General features: G+C 70.0%; 15 protein-coding genes and 1 pseudogene. 11 read left to right on the plus strand and 5 right to left on the minus strand.

All coding sequences use genetic code 11. The annotated features are described in order from the left end of the window. Positions 1-191: pseudogene (locus GHC57_RS19500) on the plus strand (IS110-like element ISEc32 family transposase); the annotation flags it as partial. 138 nt (positions 192-329) lie between these two features. On the opposite strand, the gene tkt reads toward GHC57_RS19500, so the two are convergent. The 4 genes from tkt to GHC57_RS06740 all read right to left on the minus strand — a co-directional run bounded on the left by tkt (position 330) and on the right by GHC57_RS06740 (position 5,268). Then, complete coding sequence (gene tkt / locus GHC57_RS06725) at positions 330-2,327, minus strand: transketolase (RefSeq protein WP_153342484.1); 1,998 nt, start codon at positions 2,325-2,327, stop codon at positions 330-332. Between the two features lie 141 nt (positions 2,328-2,468). Continuing rightward, positions 2,469-3,407 (minus strand): phosphoribulokinase, encoded by a 939-nt coding sequence (locus GHC57_RS06730; protein WP_153342486.1) that lies wholly within the window; start codon positions 3,405-3,407, stop codon positions 2,469-2,471. 72 nt (positions 3,408-3,479) lie between these two features. Next, positions 3,480-4,442: a class II fructose-bisphosphatase gene (glpX, locus tag GHC57_RS06735; RefSeq protein WP_246152181.1), complete on the minus strand. Its 963-nt coding sequence runs from the start codon at positions 4,440-4,442 to the stop codon at positions 3,480-3,482. Between the two features lie 187 nt (positions 4,443-4,629). After that, entirely contained in the window at positions 4,630-5,268 is a 639-nt protein-coding gene (locus GHC57_RS06740) for a LuxR C-terminal-related transcriptional regulator (RefSeq protein ID WP_153342488.1), read from the minus strand. A 163-nt stretch (positions 5,269-5,431) separates the two neighbouring features. On the opposite strand from GHC57_RS06740, the gene GHC57_RS06745 reads away from it, so the two are divergent. From GHC57_RS06745 to mdoH, 10 genes are all read left to right on the plus strand, one after another. Beyond that, the gene (locus tag GHC57_RS06745; protein WP_153342490.1) at positions 5,432-5,851 is read left to right on the plus strand and encodes a VOC family protein; all 420 of its coding nucleotides are present in this window, start codon (positions 5,432-5,434) and stop codon (positions 5,849-5,851) included. A 39-nt stretch (positions 5,852-5,890) separates the two neighbouring features. Then, the gene (locus GHC57_RS06750; protein WP_153342492.1) at positions 5,891-6,385 is read left to right on the plus strand and encodes a DUF2269 family protein; all 495 of its coding nucleotides are present in this window, start codon (positions 5,891-5,893) and stop codon (positions 6,383-6,385) included. A gap of 112 nt (positions 6,386-6,497) precedes the next feature. Continuing rightward, positions 6,498-7,754 carry a 6-phosphofructokinase gene (locus GHC57_RS06755; RefSeq protein WP_153342494.1) on the plus strand — a complete coding sequence of 419 codons (1,257 nt, stop codon included), beginning with the start codon at positions 6,498-6,500 and terminating at the stop codon, positions 7,752-7,754. A 186-nt stretch (positions 7,755-7,940) separates the two neighbouring features. Then, positions 7,941-9,266, plus strand: a complete 1,326-nt coding sequence (locus GHC57_RS06760) for a UDP-glucose dehydrogenase family protein (protein ID WP_153342496.1) — start codon at positions 7,941-7,943, stop codon at positions 9,264-9,266. Positions 9,267-9,350: 84 nt separating this feature from the next. Continuing rightward, positions 9,351-10,988 (plus strand): alpha-D-glucose phosphate-specific phosphoglucomutase, encoded by a 1,638-nt coding sequence (locus GHC57_RS06765; RefSeq protein ID WP_153342499.1) that lies wholly within the window; start codon positions 9,351-9,353, stop codon positions 10,986-10,988. A 125-nt stretch (positions 10,989-11,113) separates the two neighbouring features. Then, positions 11,114-12,292, plus strand: a complete 1,179-nt coding sequence (locus GHC57_RS06770) for a GNAT family N-acetyltransferase/peptidase C39 family protein (RefSeq protein WP_153342501.1) — start codon at positions 11,114-11,116, stop codon at positions 12,290-12,292. Beyond that, positions 12,289-13,752: a RimK family protein gene (locus tag GHC57_RS06775; protein WP_153342503.1), complete on the plus strand. Its 1,464-nt coding sequence runs from the start codon at positions 12,289-12,291 to the stop codon at positions 13,750-13,752. The genes GHC57_RS06770 and GHC57_RS06775 overlap by 4 nt, the downstream gene beginning before the upstream one ends. A 321-nt stretch (positions 13,753-14,073) precedes the next feature. Further along, entirely contained in the window at positions 14,074-15,648 is a 1,575-nt protein-coding gene (locus GHC57_RS06780; protein WP_211369134.1) for an OpgD/OpgG family glucan biosynthesis protein, read from the plus strand. An 18-nt stretch (positions 15,649-15,666) separates the two neighbouring features. Next, positions 15,667-16,098 carry a hypothetical protein gene (locus GHC57_RS06785; RefSeq protein ID WP_153342507.1) on the plus strand — a complete coding sequence of 144 codons (432 nt, stop codon included), beginning with the start codon at positions 15,667-15,669 and terminating at the stop codon, positions 16,096-16,098. A gap of 222 nt (positions 16,099-16,320) precedes the next feature. Then, on the plus strand, positions 16,321-18,417 hold the full coding sequence (gene mdoH, locus GHC57_RS06790) for a glucans biosynthesis glucosyltransferase MdoH (protein ID WP_153342509.1): 2,097 nt from the start codon (positions 16,321-16,323) through the stop codon (positions 18,415-18,417). A 24-nt stretch (positions 18,418-18,441) separates the two neighbouring features. Here mdoH and GHC57_RS06795 read toward each other — a convergent pair whose 3' ends face one another. Then, positions 18,442-18,906, minus strand: coding sequence for an arsenate reductase/protein-tyrosine-phosphatase family protein (locus GHC57_RS06795; RefSeq protein ID WP_343031130.1), 465 nt, complete (start codon positions 18,904-18,906; stop codon positions 18,442-18,444). Positions 18,907-18,908: the final 2 nt, after the last annotated feature.

Raw genomic sequence — 18,908 nt, forward strand, 5'->3', positions numbered from 1 at the left:
GCGCCTTGCGATCCAAGCTCTTCATGGCCGCGCTCTCCGCCGTGCGATACAACCCCGACCTCAAGGCCTTCTACGAACGGCTTATCGGAAACAAAAAGACACCAAAAGGCGCACTCCTCGCCGTTGCCAGAAAGCTCGTCACCATCGCAAACGCGGTCCTCCGGCCTCAGCCCGAACCCGCCACAAACTGAGTTGATGACAATATCTACTAAAAGTGTGTCATCCTGAGGGAGCGAAGCGACCGAAGGACCTCGAGAGGTGGGTTCGACCCCATCGGTGTCTCAGAACGGTAATCCGCGTTCGGAGCCCTGGGGCCGGTGCGCGATCGTCTACAGGCGCGCCTTGGCGGCGGCGGCGACCGCCTCGGCCGTGATGCCGAAGTGCTGGTACAGCGCCGGGGCCGGGCCGGAGGCGCCGAAGCCCTCCATGCCGACGAAGGCGCCGGCCTCGCCGGTCCAGCGCTCCCAGCCCATGCCGCCGGCGGCCTCGACGGCCACGCGCACGGTGCCCGGGCCGAGCACGCTGTCCCGGTAGCTCTGGTCCTGGGCGGCGAACAGCTCCCAGCAGGGCATGGAGACCACGGCGGTGGGAATGCCCTCGGCCTGCAGCGCCTCGCGCGCCGTCATGGCGATTTCCACCTCGGAGCCGGTGGCGAGCAGCGTCACCTTGCGGTCGCCGCCTTCGGCCTCGGCCAGCACGTAGGCGCCCTTGGCGCTGGGCATGGCGTCGGCGCCCTCGGCGCGCAGCGTCGGCAGGCCCTGGCGGCTGAGCGCCAGAATGCTCGGGCCGGTCTTGGTCTGCAGCGCCAGCGCCCAGCACTCGGCGGTTTCCACCGCGTCGGCGGGGCGGAAGACGTGGACGTTCGGCATGGCGCGCAGCGAGGCCAGGTGCTCGACCGGCTGGTGGGTCGGGCCGTCCTCGCCCAGGCCGATGGAGTCGTGGGTCATGACGTGGATGACCCGGATGCCCATCAGCGCGGCGAGGCGGATCGACGGACGGCAGTAGTCCGCGAACACCAGGAAGGTGCCGCCATACGGGATGAACTCGCCGTGCAGGGCCAGGCCGTTCATGGCGGCGGCCATGCCGTGCTCGCGCACGCCGTAGTGGATGTAATTGCCGCTGAAGTCGCCGGGCTTGACCGGCGTCATGCCGGCGGCCTTGGTGTTGTTGGACCCGGTCAGGTCGGCCGAGCCGCCGATCATCGCCGGGACGGACGGCACCAGGGCGTCCAGCGCCTTCTGCGAGGCCACGCGGGTGGCCACCTTGGGCTTGTCGGCGATCAGGGCGGCGATGTGCGCGTTCAGGGCGGTGTCCCAGCCCTCGGGCAGGTCGCCGGACAGGGCCGTGGTCATGGCGGCGCGCAGGTCGGCCGGCGCGGCATCCAGGCGGGCCTGCCAGTCGGCGCGGGCCTTCGCGCCGCGCGCGCCGGCGGCGCGCCAGGCGGCCAGCGCGTCCTCGGGCAGGGCGAAGGGCTCATGGCTCCAGCCCAGGGTGCCGCGCATGGCGCCGATCTCGTCGTCGCCCAGCGGCGCGCCGTGGGTGGAGTGGCTGCCCTGCTTGGTGGGGGCCCCCCAGCCGATGACGGTCTTGCAGGCGATCAGGCTCGGCTTGTCGCTCTTCTGCGCGGCGGCGATGGCGGCGGCGACCGCTTCAGGGTCGTGGCCGTCCACGCGGGTGGCCTCCCAGCCGCTGGCCTCGAAGCGGGCGAGCTGGTCGTCGGAGGTGGACAGGTCGGTGGAGCCGTCGATGGAGATGCTGTTGTCGTCCCACAGCACGATCAGCTTGGACAGCTTCAGGTGGCCGGCCATCGAAATGGCCTCCTGGCTGATGCCCTCCATCAGGCAGCCGTCCCCGGCGATCACATAGGTGTAGTGATCGGTCAGATCGGCGCCGAAGCGCGCGGCCGCCATGTGCTCGCCCAGCGCCATGCCGACCGAGGTGGCGATGCCCTGGCCCAGCGGGCCGGTGGTGACCTCGATGCCGGGGGCGTGGCCGTACTCGGGGTGGCCGGCCGTCTTGGCGCCCACCTGGCGGAAATTCTTGAGGTCCTCGATCTCCATGCCCGGCATGCCGGTCAGGTAGGCCAGGGCGTAGATCAGCATGGATCCGTGCCCGGCCGACAGCACGAACCGATCGCGGTCCGGCCAGGTCGGATCGGCCGCGTCGAACTTCATGAAGCGGGTGAACAGCACCGTGGCCACGTCGGCCATGCCCATGGGCATGCCGGGGTGGCCGGACTTGGCGGCTTGGACCGCGTCGGCGGCCAGGAAGCGGATGCAGTTGGCCATGTCCGCGTGGCTGGCGGTGGCGGAAGTCTGGTGCGTCATGGAGCGTTCCTCGTCACGGTGGTCCGCCGGCCGGGGGCCGGGGCGGCGGAGATCGACGGGCCGGTCTTGTGGCCGGCCTTGGTGAAGGAGAGGCGGCGGCCCGTGCGGGTTGGACCACGCACGGGCGCCGACCGCAAGCCTCTAGATCACGTGAATGCCCAGCGCGGCCTTGACCATGTGATAGGCGATCAGAAGCTGGGACAGGGCCAGGGGATGGCTGACCACCTGCTCCTTGTCGGCGTTGGTGAACTCGCCGACGTTGTCGCGCAGGTGGCTGGCTTCCGGGATCAACTCCCACAGCAGGTTTTCCAGGGCCGCCGCGCGCTCGTCCGTCATCGACCCGGACAGGCCCAGCACATCCACGGGCTTGCCGTCCTCGTCGCGGGTCAGGTCGAGGCTCAGTTCGTTCTTGGCCCCGGCGTCCACCAGCGGCGCCAGGTTCGGGTGGGGCAGGGTGGGGCGCAGGATGTGGCGCACGTCCAGATGGGCGCCGCGCTCGTCCTCCTGGCCCTCCGGCCGGCGGAACTGCACCACGATGTCGGCGAAGGCCCGCTGCGGGTGGATATAGGTCGGGCTGTCCGACCGGCGCTTCTCCAGCGACGCCATGACCTGGTCGCGGGTGTAGCCGCGCTCAGCCGTGTCGCGCTGAACCTTCCAGTCCACGCGCAGGTCCTCCTCGGGGTCCAGGTAGACCTTCACGTCGAAGCAGTCGCGCATCTCCTTGGTGCTGTAGCCCAGCAGACCCTCGACGATGATGAAGGGCTTGGGCGTGACGTACTCGGCCGGGGCCAGCGTGCCCGTGGCGTGGTCGTAGACCGGCTTGAGGATGGGCTTGCCCTGGCTCAGCAATCCAAGGTGCTGCTCCAGGATGTCCATGTAGTTGGCGCGCGGGTCCAGCGCCGACAGGCCGTTCATGGCCCGCTCTGCGCGGGTGTAGCGGTGATAGTCGTCGGTGCGGATGGCGGCGACGCGGTGTTCGCCCAGGATGCGGGCCACGCCGCGCGCCAGGGTGGTCTTGCCGCTGGCCGAGTCACCGACCATGCCCAGGATGACGGGGCGATCAAAGCGCTTCAGAGGCATGACGGAGGGTCCCTCCCGTGATCGGTGTTCTTCTGCAGTCGGGGTCGGGCCGGGCCGGATGCCCGCCCGGGGTCAGCGCGGCCGCCAGTTGGTGAGGAACTGCCGCTCGCCGCTGGCGCCGGAGATCATCAGGGTGTGCAGGCGGTGATGATCCTTGTGGCGCTGGACCCCGTCCAGCAAAAGCCCCGGGGTGATGCCGGTCGCGCAGAAGAACACGTTCTGCGACGAGATCATGTCCTCCATGGCGTACCAGGTCTCGGTGCTCAGGCCGGCGTCGCGCACGGCGATCTGCTCGCTGGGAAGCTGGGGGTCCAGGCGACCCATGAAGTCGCCGCCGAGCGCGCGCACGGCACAGGCGGTCATGACCCCTTCCGGCGTGCCGCCGGTGCCCATCAGGGCGTCGATGCCCGAGTCCGGAATGGCCGCCATCAGCGCGCCGGCCACGTCGCCGGCCGGATAGAGCGCGACGCGGGCGCCGGCCTCGTGGATGCGCTCGACCATCTTCTTGTGACGCGGCTTGTCCAGCACGTAGATGGTCAGCTCGCCGATCGGCTTGTCCAGCGCCTGAGCGAGCGCGGTCAGGCGCCGTTCCACCGGCCAGGACGGATCGATCCTGCCCTTGGCGGCCGGGGGGACCGCCAGCTTCTCCATGTAGAACGCCGGTCCCGGGTCCATCATCGACCCGCGGGGGGCGGCCGCGATCACGGCCAGCGAGTTGCTCAGGCCCGTCGCCATGTAGGTGGTGCCCTCGATGGGGTCCACCGCGATGTCCAGTTGCACATCGTCGCCGGCGGTGCCGAGGCGTTCGCCGTTGAAGAGCGCGGGCGCTTCGTCCTTCTCGCCCTCGCCGATCACCACCAGGCCGTCGATGGCGAGCTGGTTGAGGGCGTCGCGCATGGCGTCCACGGCGGCGCCGTCGCCGTCCTCCTTGCGGCCGCGGCCGATCCAGTCATAGGCGGCGGCCGCCGCCGCCTCGGTCACGGTGCGCAGGGCATACAGGAACAGGGGCGCGCTTTCCCCGGTCATGGTCATCATGGCCGTCTTTCTCCCCCCCATGGTCATTGGGCGGTGGCGGCCGGCGCGCACACGCCGGCCAATGTTTATGCGAAATCTCTAATACTCGAACCCGCGCGGCGAAACCCTCGCCCGGGTGGGGGATTAAACTCTTTGGGGGAGGAGGCAGCTACCCGAACGAGCGGTCTGCATGGGGCGGGCGCTGGGCCTACCGCCGGTCGGAGGCAGCGAGGAACACCGCCACCGCGCCGGCCCGGTTGGAGACGGCCAGCTTGCCGAACACGTTCTTCAGGTGGAACTTGACGGTGTGGACGGAGATGCCGAAGCGTTCCGCGATGCGGGCGTTGGACATGCCCTCGGCCAGGCAGGCGAGCAGCTCCTTTTCGCGCGCCGTCAGGCCGTCCAGCGGCGAGGTCGGGCGCGCCGTCATCCGGGGCACGTCGGTGTACGGAAAGGTCATGTGGCCGCGCGCCACCAGATCAATGGCGGCCAGCAGGCGCTCGGGGCTGTCGGCCTTCGGACAGAACCCGGCGCCGCCCAGATCCATGACGCGCCGGGGGATGTCCGGATCGGGATCGCCGGTGTAGACCAGCATGCGCGGCGCCTGGGGCCGCTCCCGCAACGCCCGCAGCACCGCCGCCCCGTCCATGTAGGGCATGGTCCAGCCGATCACGCCCACGTCAAAGCGGAGCCGGTCAACCGCCCGCAAGAACAGCTCGCCGTCTTCCGCCGTGCCCAGCAGATTGAACCGGGGATCGGCCCCCAGCAGGGTCTTCATCGCCATGCGCACGAGCGGACTCTTGTCGGCGACGAACACGTCTACCAGGGGTCGTTCTCGTGTCTCCATTGTCCGCCTCTGGTCCCTCCGTGGGCCTGCCGTCCGCCCCGGCGCGCCCCGCTGGCGCTCATCCTCGCCCCGATTGAAAGTCGAGCGCAAGGGCTCAGATCGGGAGTGGGGGCGCCCGGTGTCCCCGCGTCCACCCATACCGAGTCAAAAAGGATGTCCTGTGATGAAATACCTGCACACCATGGTGCGTGTCTCCGACCTGGAGGCCGCGATGGCGTTCTGGCGCGATACCCTCGGCCTGACCGAGACCCGCCGCAAGGAGAGCGAAAAGGGCCGCTTCACGCTGGTCTACCTGGGGGCGTCGGAAAACCCCGAGGCCGAAATCGAGCTGACCTGGAACTGGGATCCGGAGGAGCTGGACGGCGGGCGCAACTTCGGCCATGTCGCCTTCGCGGTGGACGACGTCTATGCGGCCTGCCAACGCATCATGGACCGGGGCGTGACCATCAACCGGCCGCCCCGCGACGGCCGCATGGCGTTCATCCGCTCGCCGGACGGCATTTCGGTGGAGCTGCTGCAGAAGGGCGAGGCGCTGCCGCCGGCCGAGCCCTGGGCGTCGATGGAGAACACCGGAACGTGGTAGGACCGGGGTGCCGTTGACGCACCGCACCCGGGAGCCCTCATGGAGACCCTGTTCCTGCTCGACCGCACCGAATGGCGCGTGGTCCATGTCGCGGGCATCGCGATCTTCCTGGGCAACGTGATCGTCACGGCGGTCTGGAAGGCGTTGGCCGACCGGACCGGGGACGCGCGGACCATTGCCTTCGCCCAGCGCCTCGTGACCCTGACCGACTGGGTCTTCACGGCCGGCGGCGTGGCCCTGATCCTGGCCAGCGGCTACGCCATGGCCGCGCTGACCGGCTGGCTGACCCCCTGGGGCGGCTTCGGGCCGGGGTGGCTGCAATGGGGCTTCGGGCTGTTCCTCGCCTCCGGCGTGCTGTGGGGCGCGATCCTGATCCCCATCCAGATCGTGCAGGCCCGCATGGCGCGGCGCTTCCAGGACGGCGGCCCGATCCCCGCCGTCTACTGGACTCTGTCGCGCGTCTGGTTGTGGGTAGGGATCGTTGCCATCCTTCTTCCGGCGCTCAATCTGTATCTGATGGTGGTCAAGCCCTGACGCCCGCGCGGTTGCGCGGCTCGCGCTTCGGGGGCAGGATGGCGCGGCACCCGGGCGGACCGCGTGCAGCGATCAATTCAAAGATGAATCATCAGGCGAGGAGGGTACGACGATGTCCCATGGCAAGGTGCTTGTGGCGCAGGGGGGCGGACCCACCGCCGTCATCAACCAGTCGCTCGTGGGCGCGGTCCTGGAATCCCGCAAGTTCCGTAACGTGGAGCGGGTCTACGGCGCCTTTCACGGGGTCCGCGGCATCGTCAACGAGGATTTCCTGGATTTGACCCAGGAGACCACTCACAACCTGGAAATGGTGGCCGACACACCGTCGTCCGCTCTGGGGTCCACCCGCGACAAGCCCGACCTGGAATACTGCAAGGAGATCTTCCGCGTCCTGCAGGCGCATCAGGTCGGCTATTTCTTCTACGTGGGCGGCAACGACTCGTCCGACACCGTGCGCATCGTCGCCGAGCAGGCGCAAAAGGCCGACTACGATCTGTCCTGCATCCACATCCCGAAGACGATCGACAACGATCTGGTCATCAACGACCACACGCCGGGCTATCCGTCCGCCGCGCGTTATGTGGCGCAGGCGTTCATGGGCATCAACCTGGACAACTGGGCGCTGCCCGGCGTGTACATCGGCGTCGTCATGGGCCGTCACGCGGGCTTTCTGACCGCCGCCTCGGCGCTGGGCAAGAAGTTCAACGAGGACGGCCCGCACCTGATCTACATGCCCGAGCGCGAGTTCAGCGTGGATCGCTTCATCTCCGACGTGAAGGCGGTGCACGACCGCCTGGGCCGCTGCGTGGTGGCCGTCAGCGAGGGCATTCACGACGGCTCCGGCAACCCCATCATCACCACGCTGGCCAAGCAGGTGGAGCGCGACGACCACGGCAACGTCCAGCTCTCCGGCACCGGCGCGCTGGCCGACCTGCTGGTGCAGGTCGTCAAGGACAAGGCGGGCATCAAGCGCGTGCGCGGCGACACCCTGGGCTATCTGCAGCGCTCGTTCGTGGGCTGCGTGTCCGACGTGGACCAGCGCGAGGCGCGCGAGGTCGGTGAAAAGGCCGTTCAGTACGCAATGTGGGGCGCCAAGACCGGGTCGGTGACCATCCACCGGACCGGCTTCTACTCGGTGGACTACCAGCTCTCCGACCTGACCGCCGTGGCCGGCAAGACCCGCACCATGCCCGACGAATTCATCGCCGACAGCAACAACGACATCACCGATGCGTTCCGGCTCTACCTGCGGCCCCTGCTGGGGCGGGGCATGCCGGATGCCTATCGCCTGCGGTCCAGCAACTTCGTCGAGCGCGTGCTGCACAAGGATAAACCGTGGACCAACGCCCCCTGGTCCACCGCGCTGTAATGGCCGCGTTGGTCCCTTCGGCGTGGCCTTCGTGCCACGTCGGCGGGACCGTCCGCGCACAGGGGGCGCGCCAGGGCGGGCGCGCCCAGATTGGGGGTGGTCACGGCTCCGGCTTCGCGGTAGAGCGATCCCGGCGGGGGCCGCCGGCGCCCGTGTCCCGAACCGCTGTCCAGGGTTACACGAGTCATGCGCATTTCCATGATCGGCACGGGCTACGTGGGCCTCGTGTCGGGTACGTGCTTCTCCGAATTCGGTGTCGATGTCACCTGCGTGGACAAGGACGCCCGCAAGATCGACCGCCTCAACAATGGCGAGATCCCCATCTTCGAGCCCGGCCTTGATGCCCTGGTGGCAAGCAACGTGGCCGCCGGCCGCCTGTCGTTCACCACCGACCTGAGCGAGGCCGTTGCGGCCTCCGACGCGGTGTTCATCGCCGTCGGCACGCCCAGCCGGCGCGGCGACGGCCATGCCGATCTGAGCTACGTCTACGCCGCCGCGCGCGAGATCGCGCGGGCCATGACCGGCTATACGGTGGTCGTGACCAAGTCCACGGTGCCCGTGGGCACCGGCCGCGAGGTGGCCCGCATCATCCGCGAGGAACGCCCGGACGCGGACTTCGACGTGGTCTCCAACCCCGAGTTCCTGCGCGAGGGCTCGGCCATCCAGGACTTCATGCGCCCGGACCGCGTGGTGATCGGCACCAGCAGCCCGCGCGCCCAGGAGGTCATGCGCCAGCTCTACCGCGTGCTGTACCTGATCGAGACGCCGATCCTGTTCACCGAACTGGAGACCTCGGAGCTCATCAAGTACGCCGCCAACACCTTCCTGGCGACCAAGATCACCTTCATCAACGAGATCGCCGACCTGTGCGAGAAGGTGGGCGCCAACGTCCACGACGTCGCCCGCGGCATCGGCCTGGACAACCGCATCGGCCGCAAGTTCCTGCACGCCGGCCCGGGCTACGGCGGATCGTGCTTCCCCAAGGACACCCTGGCGCTGGTCAAGACCGCCCAGGAGGAAGGGGCCCCCCTGCGCATCGTCGAGACGGTCGTGGACATCAATGCCAAGCGCAAGAAGGCGATGGCGACCCGCGTGCTGGACGCCTGCGACGGCAGCCTGGAGGGCAAGACGGTCGCGGTGCTGGGCCTGACCTTCAAGCCCAACACCGACGACATGCGCGACTCGCCCAGCCTGGATATCGTGCCGGCGCTGGTGGAGGCCGGGGCCACGGTCCGCGCCTTCGACCCCGAGGGCATGGACGAGGCCAGGGGCCTGCTGCCCGACATCACCTATTGCGACGATGCCTACGACGCCATGACCGGGGCGGACGTGGTCGTGCTCCTGACCGAGTGGAACGAGTTCCGCGCGCTGAACCTGGAGCGCGCCAAGGCGCTGCTCAAGGCGCCGGTGATGGTGGACCTGCGCAACGTGTATACCCCGGCCGACATGGTGGCGGCGGGTTTCCGCTACACCAGCATCGGCCGTCCGACGCCCGACCCGTCCGAGGGCTAGGCCCGGGCGGGAGCGAGACCGACAGCGACACTGCCATTCCCGGCCCGCGGGCGGCGCTCCGGGCCGGGTCAGGAGGGACGACCCATGAGTGCGATCCGCGTGGTGCCCACGACTCCGTTCGAGGGCCAGAAACCCGGAACCTCCGGCCTGCGCAAGACAGTGTCGGTGTTCCGCAAGCCGCACTACCTGGAAAACTTCGTCCAGGCCATTTTCGATGCCGTGCCGGGGCGGCAGGGCGCCACCCTGGTCCTGGGCGGGGACGGGCGGTTCCACAACAAGACCGCCATCCAGACCATCCTGCGCATGGCCGCCGCCAACGGCATCGCCCGCGTGCTGGTCGGGCGGGACGGTCTGCTGTCCACGCCCGGCGCGTCGTGCGTGATCCGCGCCCGTCAGGCCTGGGGCGGCATCATCCTGTCGGCCAGCCACAACCCGGGCGGTCCCGACGGCGACTTCGGCATCAAGTTCAACCCGTCGAACGGCGGCCCGGCGCCCGAGCGCATCACCGACGCGATCTTTGAGCGCACCGGCACGATCAGCGAATACTGCATCCTGGACACGCCCGAGGTGGACCTCTCCACGCTGGGCGAGACCCTGGTGGATGACATGGTGGTGGAGGTCATCGACCCGGTGGCCGATTACGCCGCCCTCATGGAAACCCTGTTCGACTTCGACGCCATCCGGGGACTGTTCCAGGGCGGGTTCCGCATGTGCTTCGACGGCATGCACGCGGTCACCGGCCCCTATGCCACCGAGATCCTGGAAAACCGGCTGGGCGCGCCCAAGGGCACCGTCATCAACGGCGTGCCGCTGGATGACTTCGGCGAGGGCCATCCGGATCCCAACCTGGTCCACGCCCACGATCTGGTCGAAAAGCTGTTCGCCACCGACGGCGCGCCCGACATGGGCGCGGCCAGCGACGGCGACGGCGACCGCAACATGATCCTGGGCCGCCGGTTCTATGTGACGCCCAGCGACAGCCTGGCGGTGCTGACCCTGAACGCCGCCCACGCCCCGGGCTATGCGCGAGGGCTCGCGGGGGTCGCCCGCTCCATGCCCACCAGCCGCGCCCCCGACCGGGTCGCCCAACTGCTGGGCATCGACTGCTACGAGACGCCCACGGGCTGGAAGTTCTTCGGCACCCTGCTGGATGCCGGCAAGGCCACCCTGTGCGGCGAGGAGAGCTTCGGCACCGGCTCCGATCACGTGCGGGAGAAGGACGGCCTGTGGGCCGTGCTGTTCTGGCTCAATCTGGTGGCGGCCACCGGCCAGACGGTGGAAGCGCTGGTGCGCGACATGTGGGCCAAGGTGGGCCGCATCTACTACACCCGCCACGACTATGAAGAGCTGCCGAGCAGGATCGCCGAAACCCTGATGGACGACCTGCGAGCCAGCCTCGGCGGTCTTTTCGGCACGGCGCATGGGGGCCGGACGGTCATGCTGGCGGACGACTTCGCCTATACGGACCCCGTGGACGGCTCCAAGGCGAGCAAGCAGGGCGTGCGGGTGCTGTTCGACGACGGCGCGCGCATCGTCTACCGGCTGTCCGGGACCGGCACGGCGGGGGCGACCCTGCGCGTCTACATCGAACGGCCCGAGGACGACCCCGCCCGCCAGGACATGGACACCCAAGCGGCCCTGGCCGACCTGATCGCCACCGCCGACGCCCTGGCCGGGATCCAGCAGCGCACGGGCCGCGATGGCCCGACGGTGGTGACGTAGGGGGCTCTCCTCTGTTCCACCCCACCATCCCCATGGCATCCGCCACCCGGCTGGCGTATGGTCTGCGCTGATCCGGTGGCGCGCCCCAGCGCCAACCCGGTCCGTCCCGAGGGAGGGAAGGGCGCATGGCGCCGTCCGTCGTGGGGTCCTTACGCGGCCAGCCTGCCCCCAAGCCGGCCAGCACCGACACACCGTCCGGAGTCCGCCCCGCCACGCTGGATGATCTGGACGCCCTGGTTGCCCTCGAAACCCGCGCCTTCGACTCCGACCGCCTGTCCCGCCGCAGTTTCCGCCGGTTCATCCACCATGGCCGGGCGGCGTGCTGCGTGGCCGCGCCCGACGGCCGCATTCTCGGCTACGTCCTGACCCTGTTCCGCTCCGGCACGGCGCTCGCCCGCCTGTACTCCATCGCGGTGGACCCGCAGGCGCGCGGGCAGGGGATCGGCGCGGTCCTGGTGCAAGCGGCCGAGGCGGCGGCTCTGGAACGAGACCGCGTGCTGCTGCGCCTGGAGGTGCGCGCCGACAACGCGACCGCCCAGGCGCTGTATCGCCGTCTCGGCTATCGGCCGTTCGGGCGCCTGAAGGGCTATTACGCCGATCAGACCGACGCCGTCCGCATGCAGCGGGCGCTCCGCCCCGTTGGGTCCGCGCATCCCGCGCCCCGCTACTATGCGCAGACGACGGACTTCACCTGCGGCCCGGCGGCCCTGATGATGGGGTTGGGGGCGCTCGACCCGGCCCGCCCGCTGGACCGGCGCCTGGAGTTCCGCCTGTGGCGCGAGGCGACCACCATCTTCATGGCGGCCGGGCATGGCGGCTGCGAGCCGTTCGGGCTGGCGCTGGCGGCCGCTCGCCGGGGTGTTTCGGTCCGCATCCACGTGAGCCGTCCGCCCCCGTACTTCCTGGACAGCGTGCGCGATCCGGACAAGCGCGAGATCATGGCCCTGACCCAGGTGGACTTCCGCGAGCAGGCCGAGGCGGCCGGCCTGCCCGTGACCGAGTCGGCCCTCTCCATGGAGGACCTGCGCGCGGCGCTTGACGCGGGCCGGGTGGCCGTGCTGCTGGTCAGTCATTACCGCATGCTGGGCACGCGCACACCGCACTGGGTGCTGGCCTTCGGGCATGACGGGCGGCGGGTGTTCGTTCACGATCCGTGGGTGGAGCCCGACGACCTGGAAACGCCGCTGGCCGCGGCGGATCTGCCGATTCCCTGGAGCGAACTGGACCGCATGGCCCGCTTCGGCCGCGATCGGCTTCAGGCGGCGTTGGTGCTTGGGCCCGTTGAGGACCGTTCCCGACCATGACGGACTGGCTGATTCTGACCGACCAGAGCCGCGACATCCCCCAGGGGGAGACGCCGCACAAGGTCATGACCGTGCGCGAATACTTGGCCCGCCCGCAGTTGTTCGAAGGGCGGCGGCCCGGGATCATCAACCTGTCGCGCAGCTATGCCTACCAGAGCAGCGGGTATTACGCCGCGCTGCTGGCGGAGGCGCGCGGCCACCGCGCCCTGCCCACCGTGCAGACCATGCTGGAGTTGAGCCGCAAGGCGCTCTATCGGGCGGCGCTGCCCGACCTGGAAGAGAGCCTGAACGCGCTGGTCCCGAAACTGGACGACCCGCCGTCCGCGCCGTTCAAGCTGCTGGTGGTGTTCGGCCAGGCCGAGGCCGCGGGCTATGCCCGCTTCGCCCGTCTCCTGTTCGACTGGTTCCGCTGCCCGATCATCGAGGTCGCCGTGCGCCCGGGCCCGTGGTGGCGAATTGAGCGCTTGCGTCCGCTGTCGCCCATGCGGCTCACAGGTGAGGTGCGCACGTTCTTTTTCGACCAGCTCGCCCGCTACACGACCCGGGCGTGGCGCGGCCCGAAGGTGCGCGTGCCGGCCCGCTGGTCTCTGGCGGTGCTGCACAGTCCGCGCGAGGCCATGGCCCCGTCCAAGACCAGTTCGCTGGAGCGGCTGGCGCAGGTGGGCGCGCGCATGGGCGTCGAGGTGGAGCCGATCCAGAAGACGGACTTCGCCAGGCTGGCCGAGTTCGACGCCCTGTTCATTCGCGAGACCACCAACATCGACACCCACACCTATCGCTTCGCCCGCCGGGCCGAGCAGGAGGGCATGCCGGTCATCGACGACACCCAGTCCATGATCCGCTGCACCAACAAGGTCTACCTGAAGGAACTGCTGGAGGCCGCCCGGCTGCCCATGCCGGACAGCCTGGTGCTCGCCGGGGCCGCCGACCTAGCGCGGGCCGAGGCGCGGCTGGGCTTTCCCCTCGTGCTGAAGGTGCCGGACGGCTCGTTCAGCCGGGGCGTGCACAAGATCGACAGCCGCGACACCCTGGCCGAACGCGCCCGGGCGCTGTTCAAGGACACCGATCTGCTGCTCGCCCAGGCGTTCATGCCCACGACGTTTGATTGGCGCGTGGGCGTGCTGGGGGGCCGGCCTTTGTTCGCCTGTCAGTACCTGATGGCCCGCAACCACTGGCAGATCATCAACCACCGGGCGGACGGCTCGGTGGTCGAGGGCCGTTTCCGGACCTTCGCGGTCGAGGACGCGCCGGCCGACGTGATCGACATCGCCGTGCGGGCCACCCGGGCCATCGGCGACGGCCTCTACGGCGTGGACCTGAAGCAGAACGATCGCGGCGTGTTCGTCATCGAGATCAACGACAATCCCAACATGGATACCGCGATCGAAGGCGCCGTGCTCAAGGACGAGCTGTGGCGTCGCCTGCTGACCTGGTTCCTGGAGCGCCTGGAGCGGCGGTGAGTCGCGGCCCTCGCGGGGTAGTGGGGAACGCGGGAGCGAACGGTGCGTTGAGTCGTCAACCCCGGTGTTTCCCTTGGGGGCATGGCGCCCCCGCACGCGGCAGGAACCCCGGCCCGCGTTTCACAGTGCTGACGCAATCCGTATCGCGGGCACCATCGTCCTGACACAAACCGGGCCTGTCATCCGCGGTGTGCCGAAAGGCGGGCGTGTCACCGGCATCGGCCGATGGTATGCATCCGTCCGGACCGGCTGAGGTCCGTCCGATCCCGTCGTCTCTCCCTTGGAGCCCGTTCCAGCATGTCGCCTGAGTCGTCGTCCGTCATGTGGCCTCCCCATCTTTCCCGTCGCCGCGTGCTGTCCGGGCTTGCCGGTCTGGCGGGTGTGACCGCCGCGGGTCTGCCGCCGGTCCGCGTCGTGGCCGCCCCGGACGAGACCACCTTTTTCGCCCGCCTGGTCGATCGCGCCGCCGCCAAGGCCAACGCGACCTACAAAGCGCCGGCTGACGATTTGCCCGAGGTCCTGGCCGACCTGACCTACGACGACATCCGCGACATCCGCTTTCGCCGGGACCGCGCCATCTGGCACGGCGAGTCCCCGTTCGAGGTGCACCTGCTGCATCTGGGCCACTACCTGAAGCGGCCCGTCCGCGTGCACACGGTGGAGAACGGGCGGGTCACGCCGGAGACCTACCGGCCGGATCTGTTCGATTTCGGCCGGACCGGCATTGATGCGTCGGCGTTCGGCGAGCTGGGCTTCTCCGGGCTGCGTCTGATGTACGCGCTCAACGATCCGACCGTGATGGACGAGTTGATCGTGTTGCAGGGGGCGAGCTATTTCCGCGCCCTGTGCGCCGGCGCGGTCTACGGGCTGTCGGCGCGGGGCGTGGCGGTGAACACGGCGCGCCCGGACGGCGAGGAGTTTCCCGCCTTCACCGAGCTTTATGTGGAGCGGCCGGCGGCCGGGGCCGAGTCGATCGTGCTGTATGCCCTGCTCGACGGGCCGTCGCTGGCCGGCGCCTACCGATTCGAGGTGACGCCGGGCATGACCACCCGCACGACCGTGCAGGCGCGTCTGTTCGCCCGCCGGCGCGTGGAGCAATTGGGCATGGGGGTCCTCACCAGCATGTTCGACTTCGCGCCCGTGGACCGGGCCGGCGTCGAGGATTTCCGTCCCCGGGTCCATGACTCCCAGGGGCTGAGCATGCGGACGGAGTCCGGCGAGTGGCTTTGGCGGCCGCTGAACAATCCGGACCGGCTGGAGGTCAACGTCTTCCAGATGCCGAACCCGGGCGGGTTCGGGCTGATGCAGCGGGTGCGGCAGTTCGACCGTTACCAGGACCTGGAGGCCCAGTACCACCGGCGCCCCAGCGCCTGGGTCACGCCGCACGGCGATTGGGGCGACGGCGCGGTGATCCTGGTGGAGATCCCGACGCCGGACGAGACCCGGGACAACATCGTGGCGTTCTGGAAGCCGGCGATTCCGTTCGAGCCGGGGCTGCCGCTGGCCATGGATTACGATATCGACTGGACGCTGGACGGCCCCCGGCCCGAACGCGCCTGGTGCGAGGACACCCGCGCCGGTCACTACGGTCTGCCCTCGACCGAACTGGACGAAACCATGCGCCGGTTGGGGCGCAAGTGGGTGATCGATTTCGTTGGCGGGCCCGTGCGCAATCTGTGCACCCCGGACGATGTCGCGGTGGTCGCCTCGGTCGATGGCGGCCGGATGGATCGCCCGGTTGCCGTGCTGAACGACCACACCGGCGGGGTCCGGGTGTTCCTGGATACCGTCGCGAACGGCCATGGCCCCATGAACCTGCGGTGCCATCTTGCGCGGGACGGGGCGCCGATCTCGGAGACCTGGACCATGCAGTGGCGGCCTCCGGCGGCTGCGTAGGACGGGAGACTGCCACCCATGATGACGCTTTCACCCCGCACGTTCGAGGGTCTGCTGGCCGACAAGGCCCGGGTCTACCTCAGCCAGGCCCACCGCCTGGACCCCGACACCGCCGACCGGGTCGCCGGCGAGGCCGCGCGCCAGGTGATGGCCGGCTTGCGGCCCGCCGCGGTCCAGCAGGCTTATCCGGCCGTCATCCGCGTGGCCCGGCGCATGACCATGGCGCTGCCGGGTCGCGGCCCCGCAGGGGCGGCTCCGCCGGTGCCGGCGCGCCAGGGCCGGCCCATGCGGCAACAGCCGCTGGATCCCCTGACGCTGGCCGACCTGGGCGACCGCTCCCGCAGTGGCGGCCGGCGGCTCGTGGGCCAGTTGCCGGCCCTGCGGGCCCTCGTGAGCGCCGGGGCCATCTTCGCGATGGTGCTGCTGGCTCTGCCGAGCCCGACGGGGTGATCCAGCCCGACCGGGCCGGCGCCGCGCAGCGGCGGAGGCCATGACCCGGACGAATCCGGGTCATCGCCGATGAAGACCACCCGGCCCGACCGGGCCGGCGCCGCGCAGCGGCGGAGGCCATGACCCGGACGAATCCGGCTCATCGCCGATGAAGACCACCCGGCCCGACCGGGCCGGCGCCGCGCAGCGGCGGAGGCCATCAACCCGGACGAGTCCGGGTTGATGGCCGATCAAAACAAAGAAGAGAGGCTCGCGATGCTGACCCGGCGCCGCCTGTTCCTGTTGTGCGTGCTGACGATCACGCTGCTGGCGACTCAGTCGTTCGTCCAGGTGCTGGGCGCGAATGGCCTGTCGCTGCTCAACGTGGCGCTGATCGTGGTCTTCGTGCCGCTGGCCGCGTGGCTGGCGCAGTCGTTCTGCACGCTGACGGCGGGAGCGCTGCTGCTGGCCGGCCATCGCATCCGGGGCGGCGACCTCCTGCATGTGGACCCGGAGGACCGGGCCGCCGGTCTGGCGCCCCATCTGCCGCGCGTCGCCCTGGTCATGCCGGTCTACAACGAGGACACCGCGCGGGTGTTCGCGGGGGTGGCGGCCATGCGCGACGATCTGGCGGCGCTGGGCGTGGCGTCGCGGTTCGATGTGTTCGTGATCTCCGACACCACGGACCCGGACCTGTGGCTGGCCGAGTCCGAGGCGTGGCGGGCCGAAAGCGCGCGCGACCCCGCCGCCCTGCCGCCGGTGTACTACCGCCGCCGGCTCGACAACACCGGCCGCAAGACCGGCAACATCAAGGACTTCGTGGAGCGCTGGGGCGGCGCCTACGGCGCCATGGTCACGCTGGACGCGGACAGCCTGCTGGACGCCCGCACCATCTGGCACCTGACCCGGCGGCTGGATGCGCGGCCGCGCACGGCGCTGATCCAGGCCCCGCCGAAGCTGGTGCGGGGCCAGACGCTGTTCGCCCGCCTGCTGCAGTTCGCCGGTGATGTCTACGGCCCGCTCAGCGCCGCCGGCATCGCCTTCTGGGCCGGGGGCGAGGGCAACTACTGGGGCCACAACGCCATCATCCGGCTCAGCGCCTTCGCCCGCTGGTGCGGGCTGCCGAAGCTGCCCGGGCGGGAGCCGCTGGGCGGCGAGATCCTGAGCCACGATTTCGTCGAGGCGGCCCTGTTGCGGCGCGCCGGCTGGCGCGTGGAAATGGCCTGGGATCTGTCCGGCAGCTACGAGGAGCCGCCGCCCACCCTGTCCGACTTCATGGTGCGGGACCGGCGGTGGTGTCAGGGCAACCTGCAGCATGGCCATGTGGTGATCGCACGACGGTTGCACTGGGTCAGCCGGGCCCACTTGCTGACCGGGATCATGAGCTATCTGACCTCGCCGCTGTGGTTTCTGTTCCTGATCCTGGCGGGCCTGCAGGGCTGGACGCTGTCGGTGGCCGAGCCGGTCTATTTCCAGGAGGGCACGCCCTGGGCCACCTGGCCGATCTCGCGCGAGGGCGAGGCGGCGGTGCTGCTGGCCGCCATGATGGGGCTGCTGTTCCTGCCGAAGCTCTGGGGGCTGCTGCTGGCCCTGGCCGATGGACCCGGCCGGCGGGCGCGGGGCGGCGGGCTGCGTCTGGTGGGCGGGGCGCTGGTCGAGACCGTGGTGTCCGCGCTGATCGCGCCGGTGATGATGGTGCGCCACACCCGCTTCGTGATCGCCATCCTAACCGGCTCCAAGGTCGCCTGGACCCCGCAGCGTCGCACGGCGGGCGGGCTGACCCTGGCGGACGCCGTGCGGGCGAACCTCGACGTGCTGGTGCTCGGGGTGGCGGCCACCGTCGCCGTGCTGCTCTACGCGCCGACGCTGGGCTGGTGGCTCGTGCCCGTGCTGGCGGGGCTGGTGGGCGCCCCCGTGCTCAGCCTGCTGCTGGACAGCGGCGAAGCCCGCGGCTGGGGGCCGTCGCGCGGCGCGTTGACGATTCCGGAGGACCTGGACCCGCTGCCGGTGCTGTCCGCGATCGACGCGCATGAAGCCCGCTTCAAGGCCCTCCTGGCGGCGGCGCCGGAAGACCGCTTCCGCGCCGTGCTGGTGGAGCCGGAGACGAACGCCCGCCACTGTGCCCTGCTGGCCGAGATCGGCGAGGAGTCGCGGCTTTCGGCGGAGATGGCGCAGCGGGCCGAGGTCCTCGCCATGCGCCTGGGGCCCGGGGTGCTGACCCGGGACGAGCGGCGTGCCCTGCTGGAGCGCGCCGACAGCCTGGCCCGCGTCCATGAGCACATCTGGGCGGCGGATTGCGACGCCGCGCCGGACGCGGGCGCGCCGACCGCGGCGGCGTAATGCGCGAGATCCTGCCCTTTGCCCCTACACCTGCCCCATCCGGGGCACGGGGAACTGGTCCAGGATGCGGCGGACGAGCTGGTCGCGGACCTCGCGGTAGGCGTCCAGCTTGACCTCGCGGTTGCCTTTGGCCAGCGAGGGATCGAACGTGTTCCAGAACAGCACCTCGCAATGCATGGTCCGGGTCATGTCCACGGCCTTGTGCTGGGCTTCGGGCGACAGCGAGACGATGACATCGAAGTTCTCGTCCTCAAGCTGTTCGAAGCTGCGCGGGGTGTGGCGGGTCAGGTCCACGCCGATCTCGTCCATCACCGCGATGGCGAAGCCGTTGGTCTCGCGCGGGCGCACACCCACCGAGTCCACGAAAATGCGGGTGCCGTGGTAGCGCTGGAGAATGCCGGCGGCCATGGGCGAGCGCACGGCGTTGTGGGTGCAGGCGAACAGCACCGCACCGGGCAGGGGGGGCGGCGGGGCGACGGGCGCGTCCACGG

The sequence above is a fragment of the Roseospira navarrensis genome (assembly GCF_009601025.1).
In the GTDB taxonomy this organism is placed as follows: Bacteria; Pseudomonadota; Alphaproteobacteria; order Rhodospirillales; family Rhodospirillaceae; genus Rhodospira; species Rhodospira navarrensis.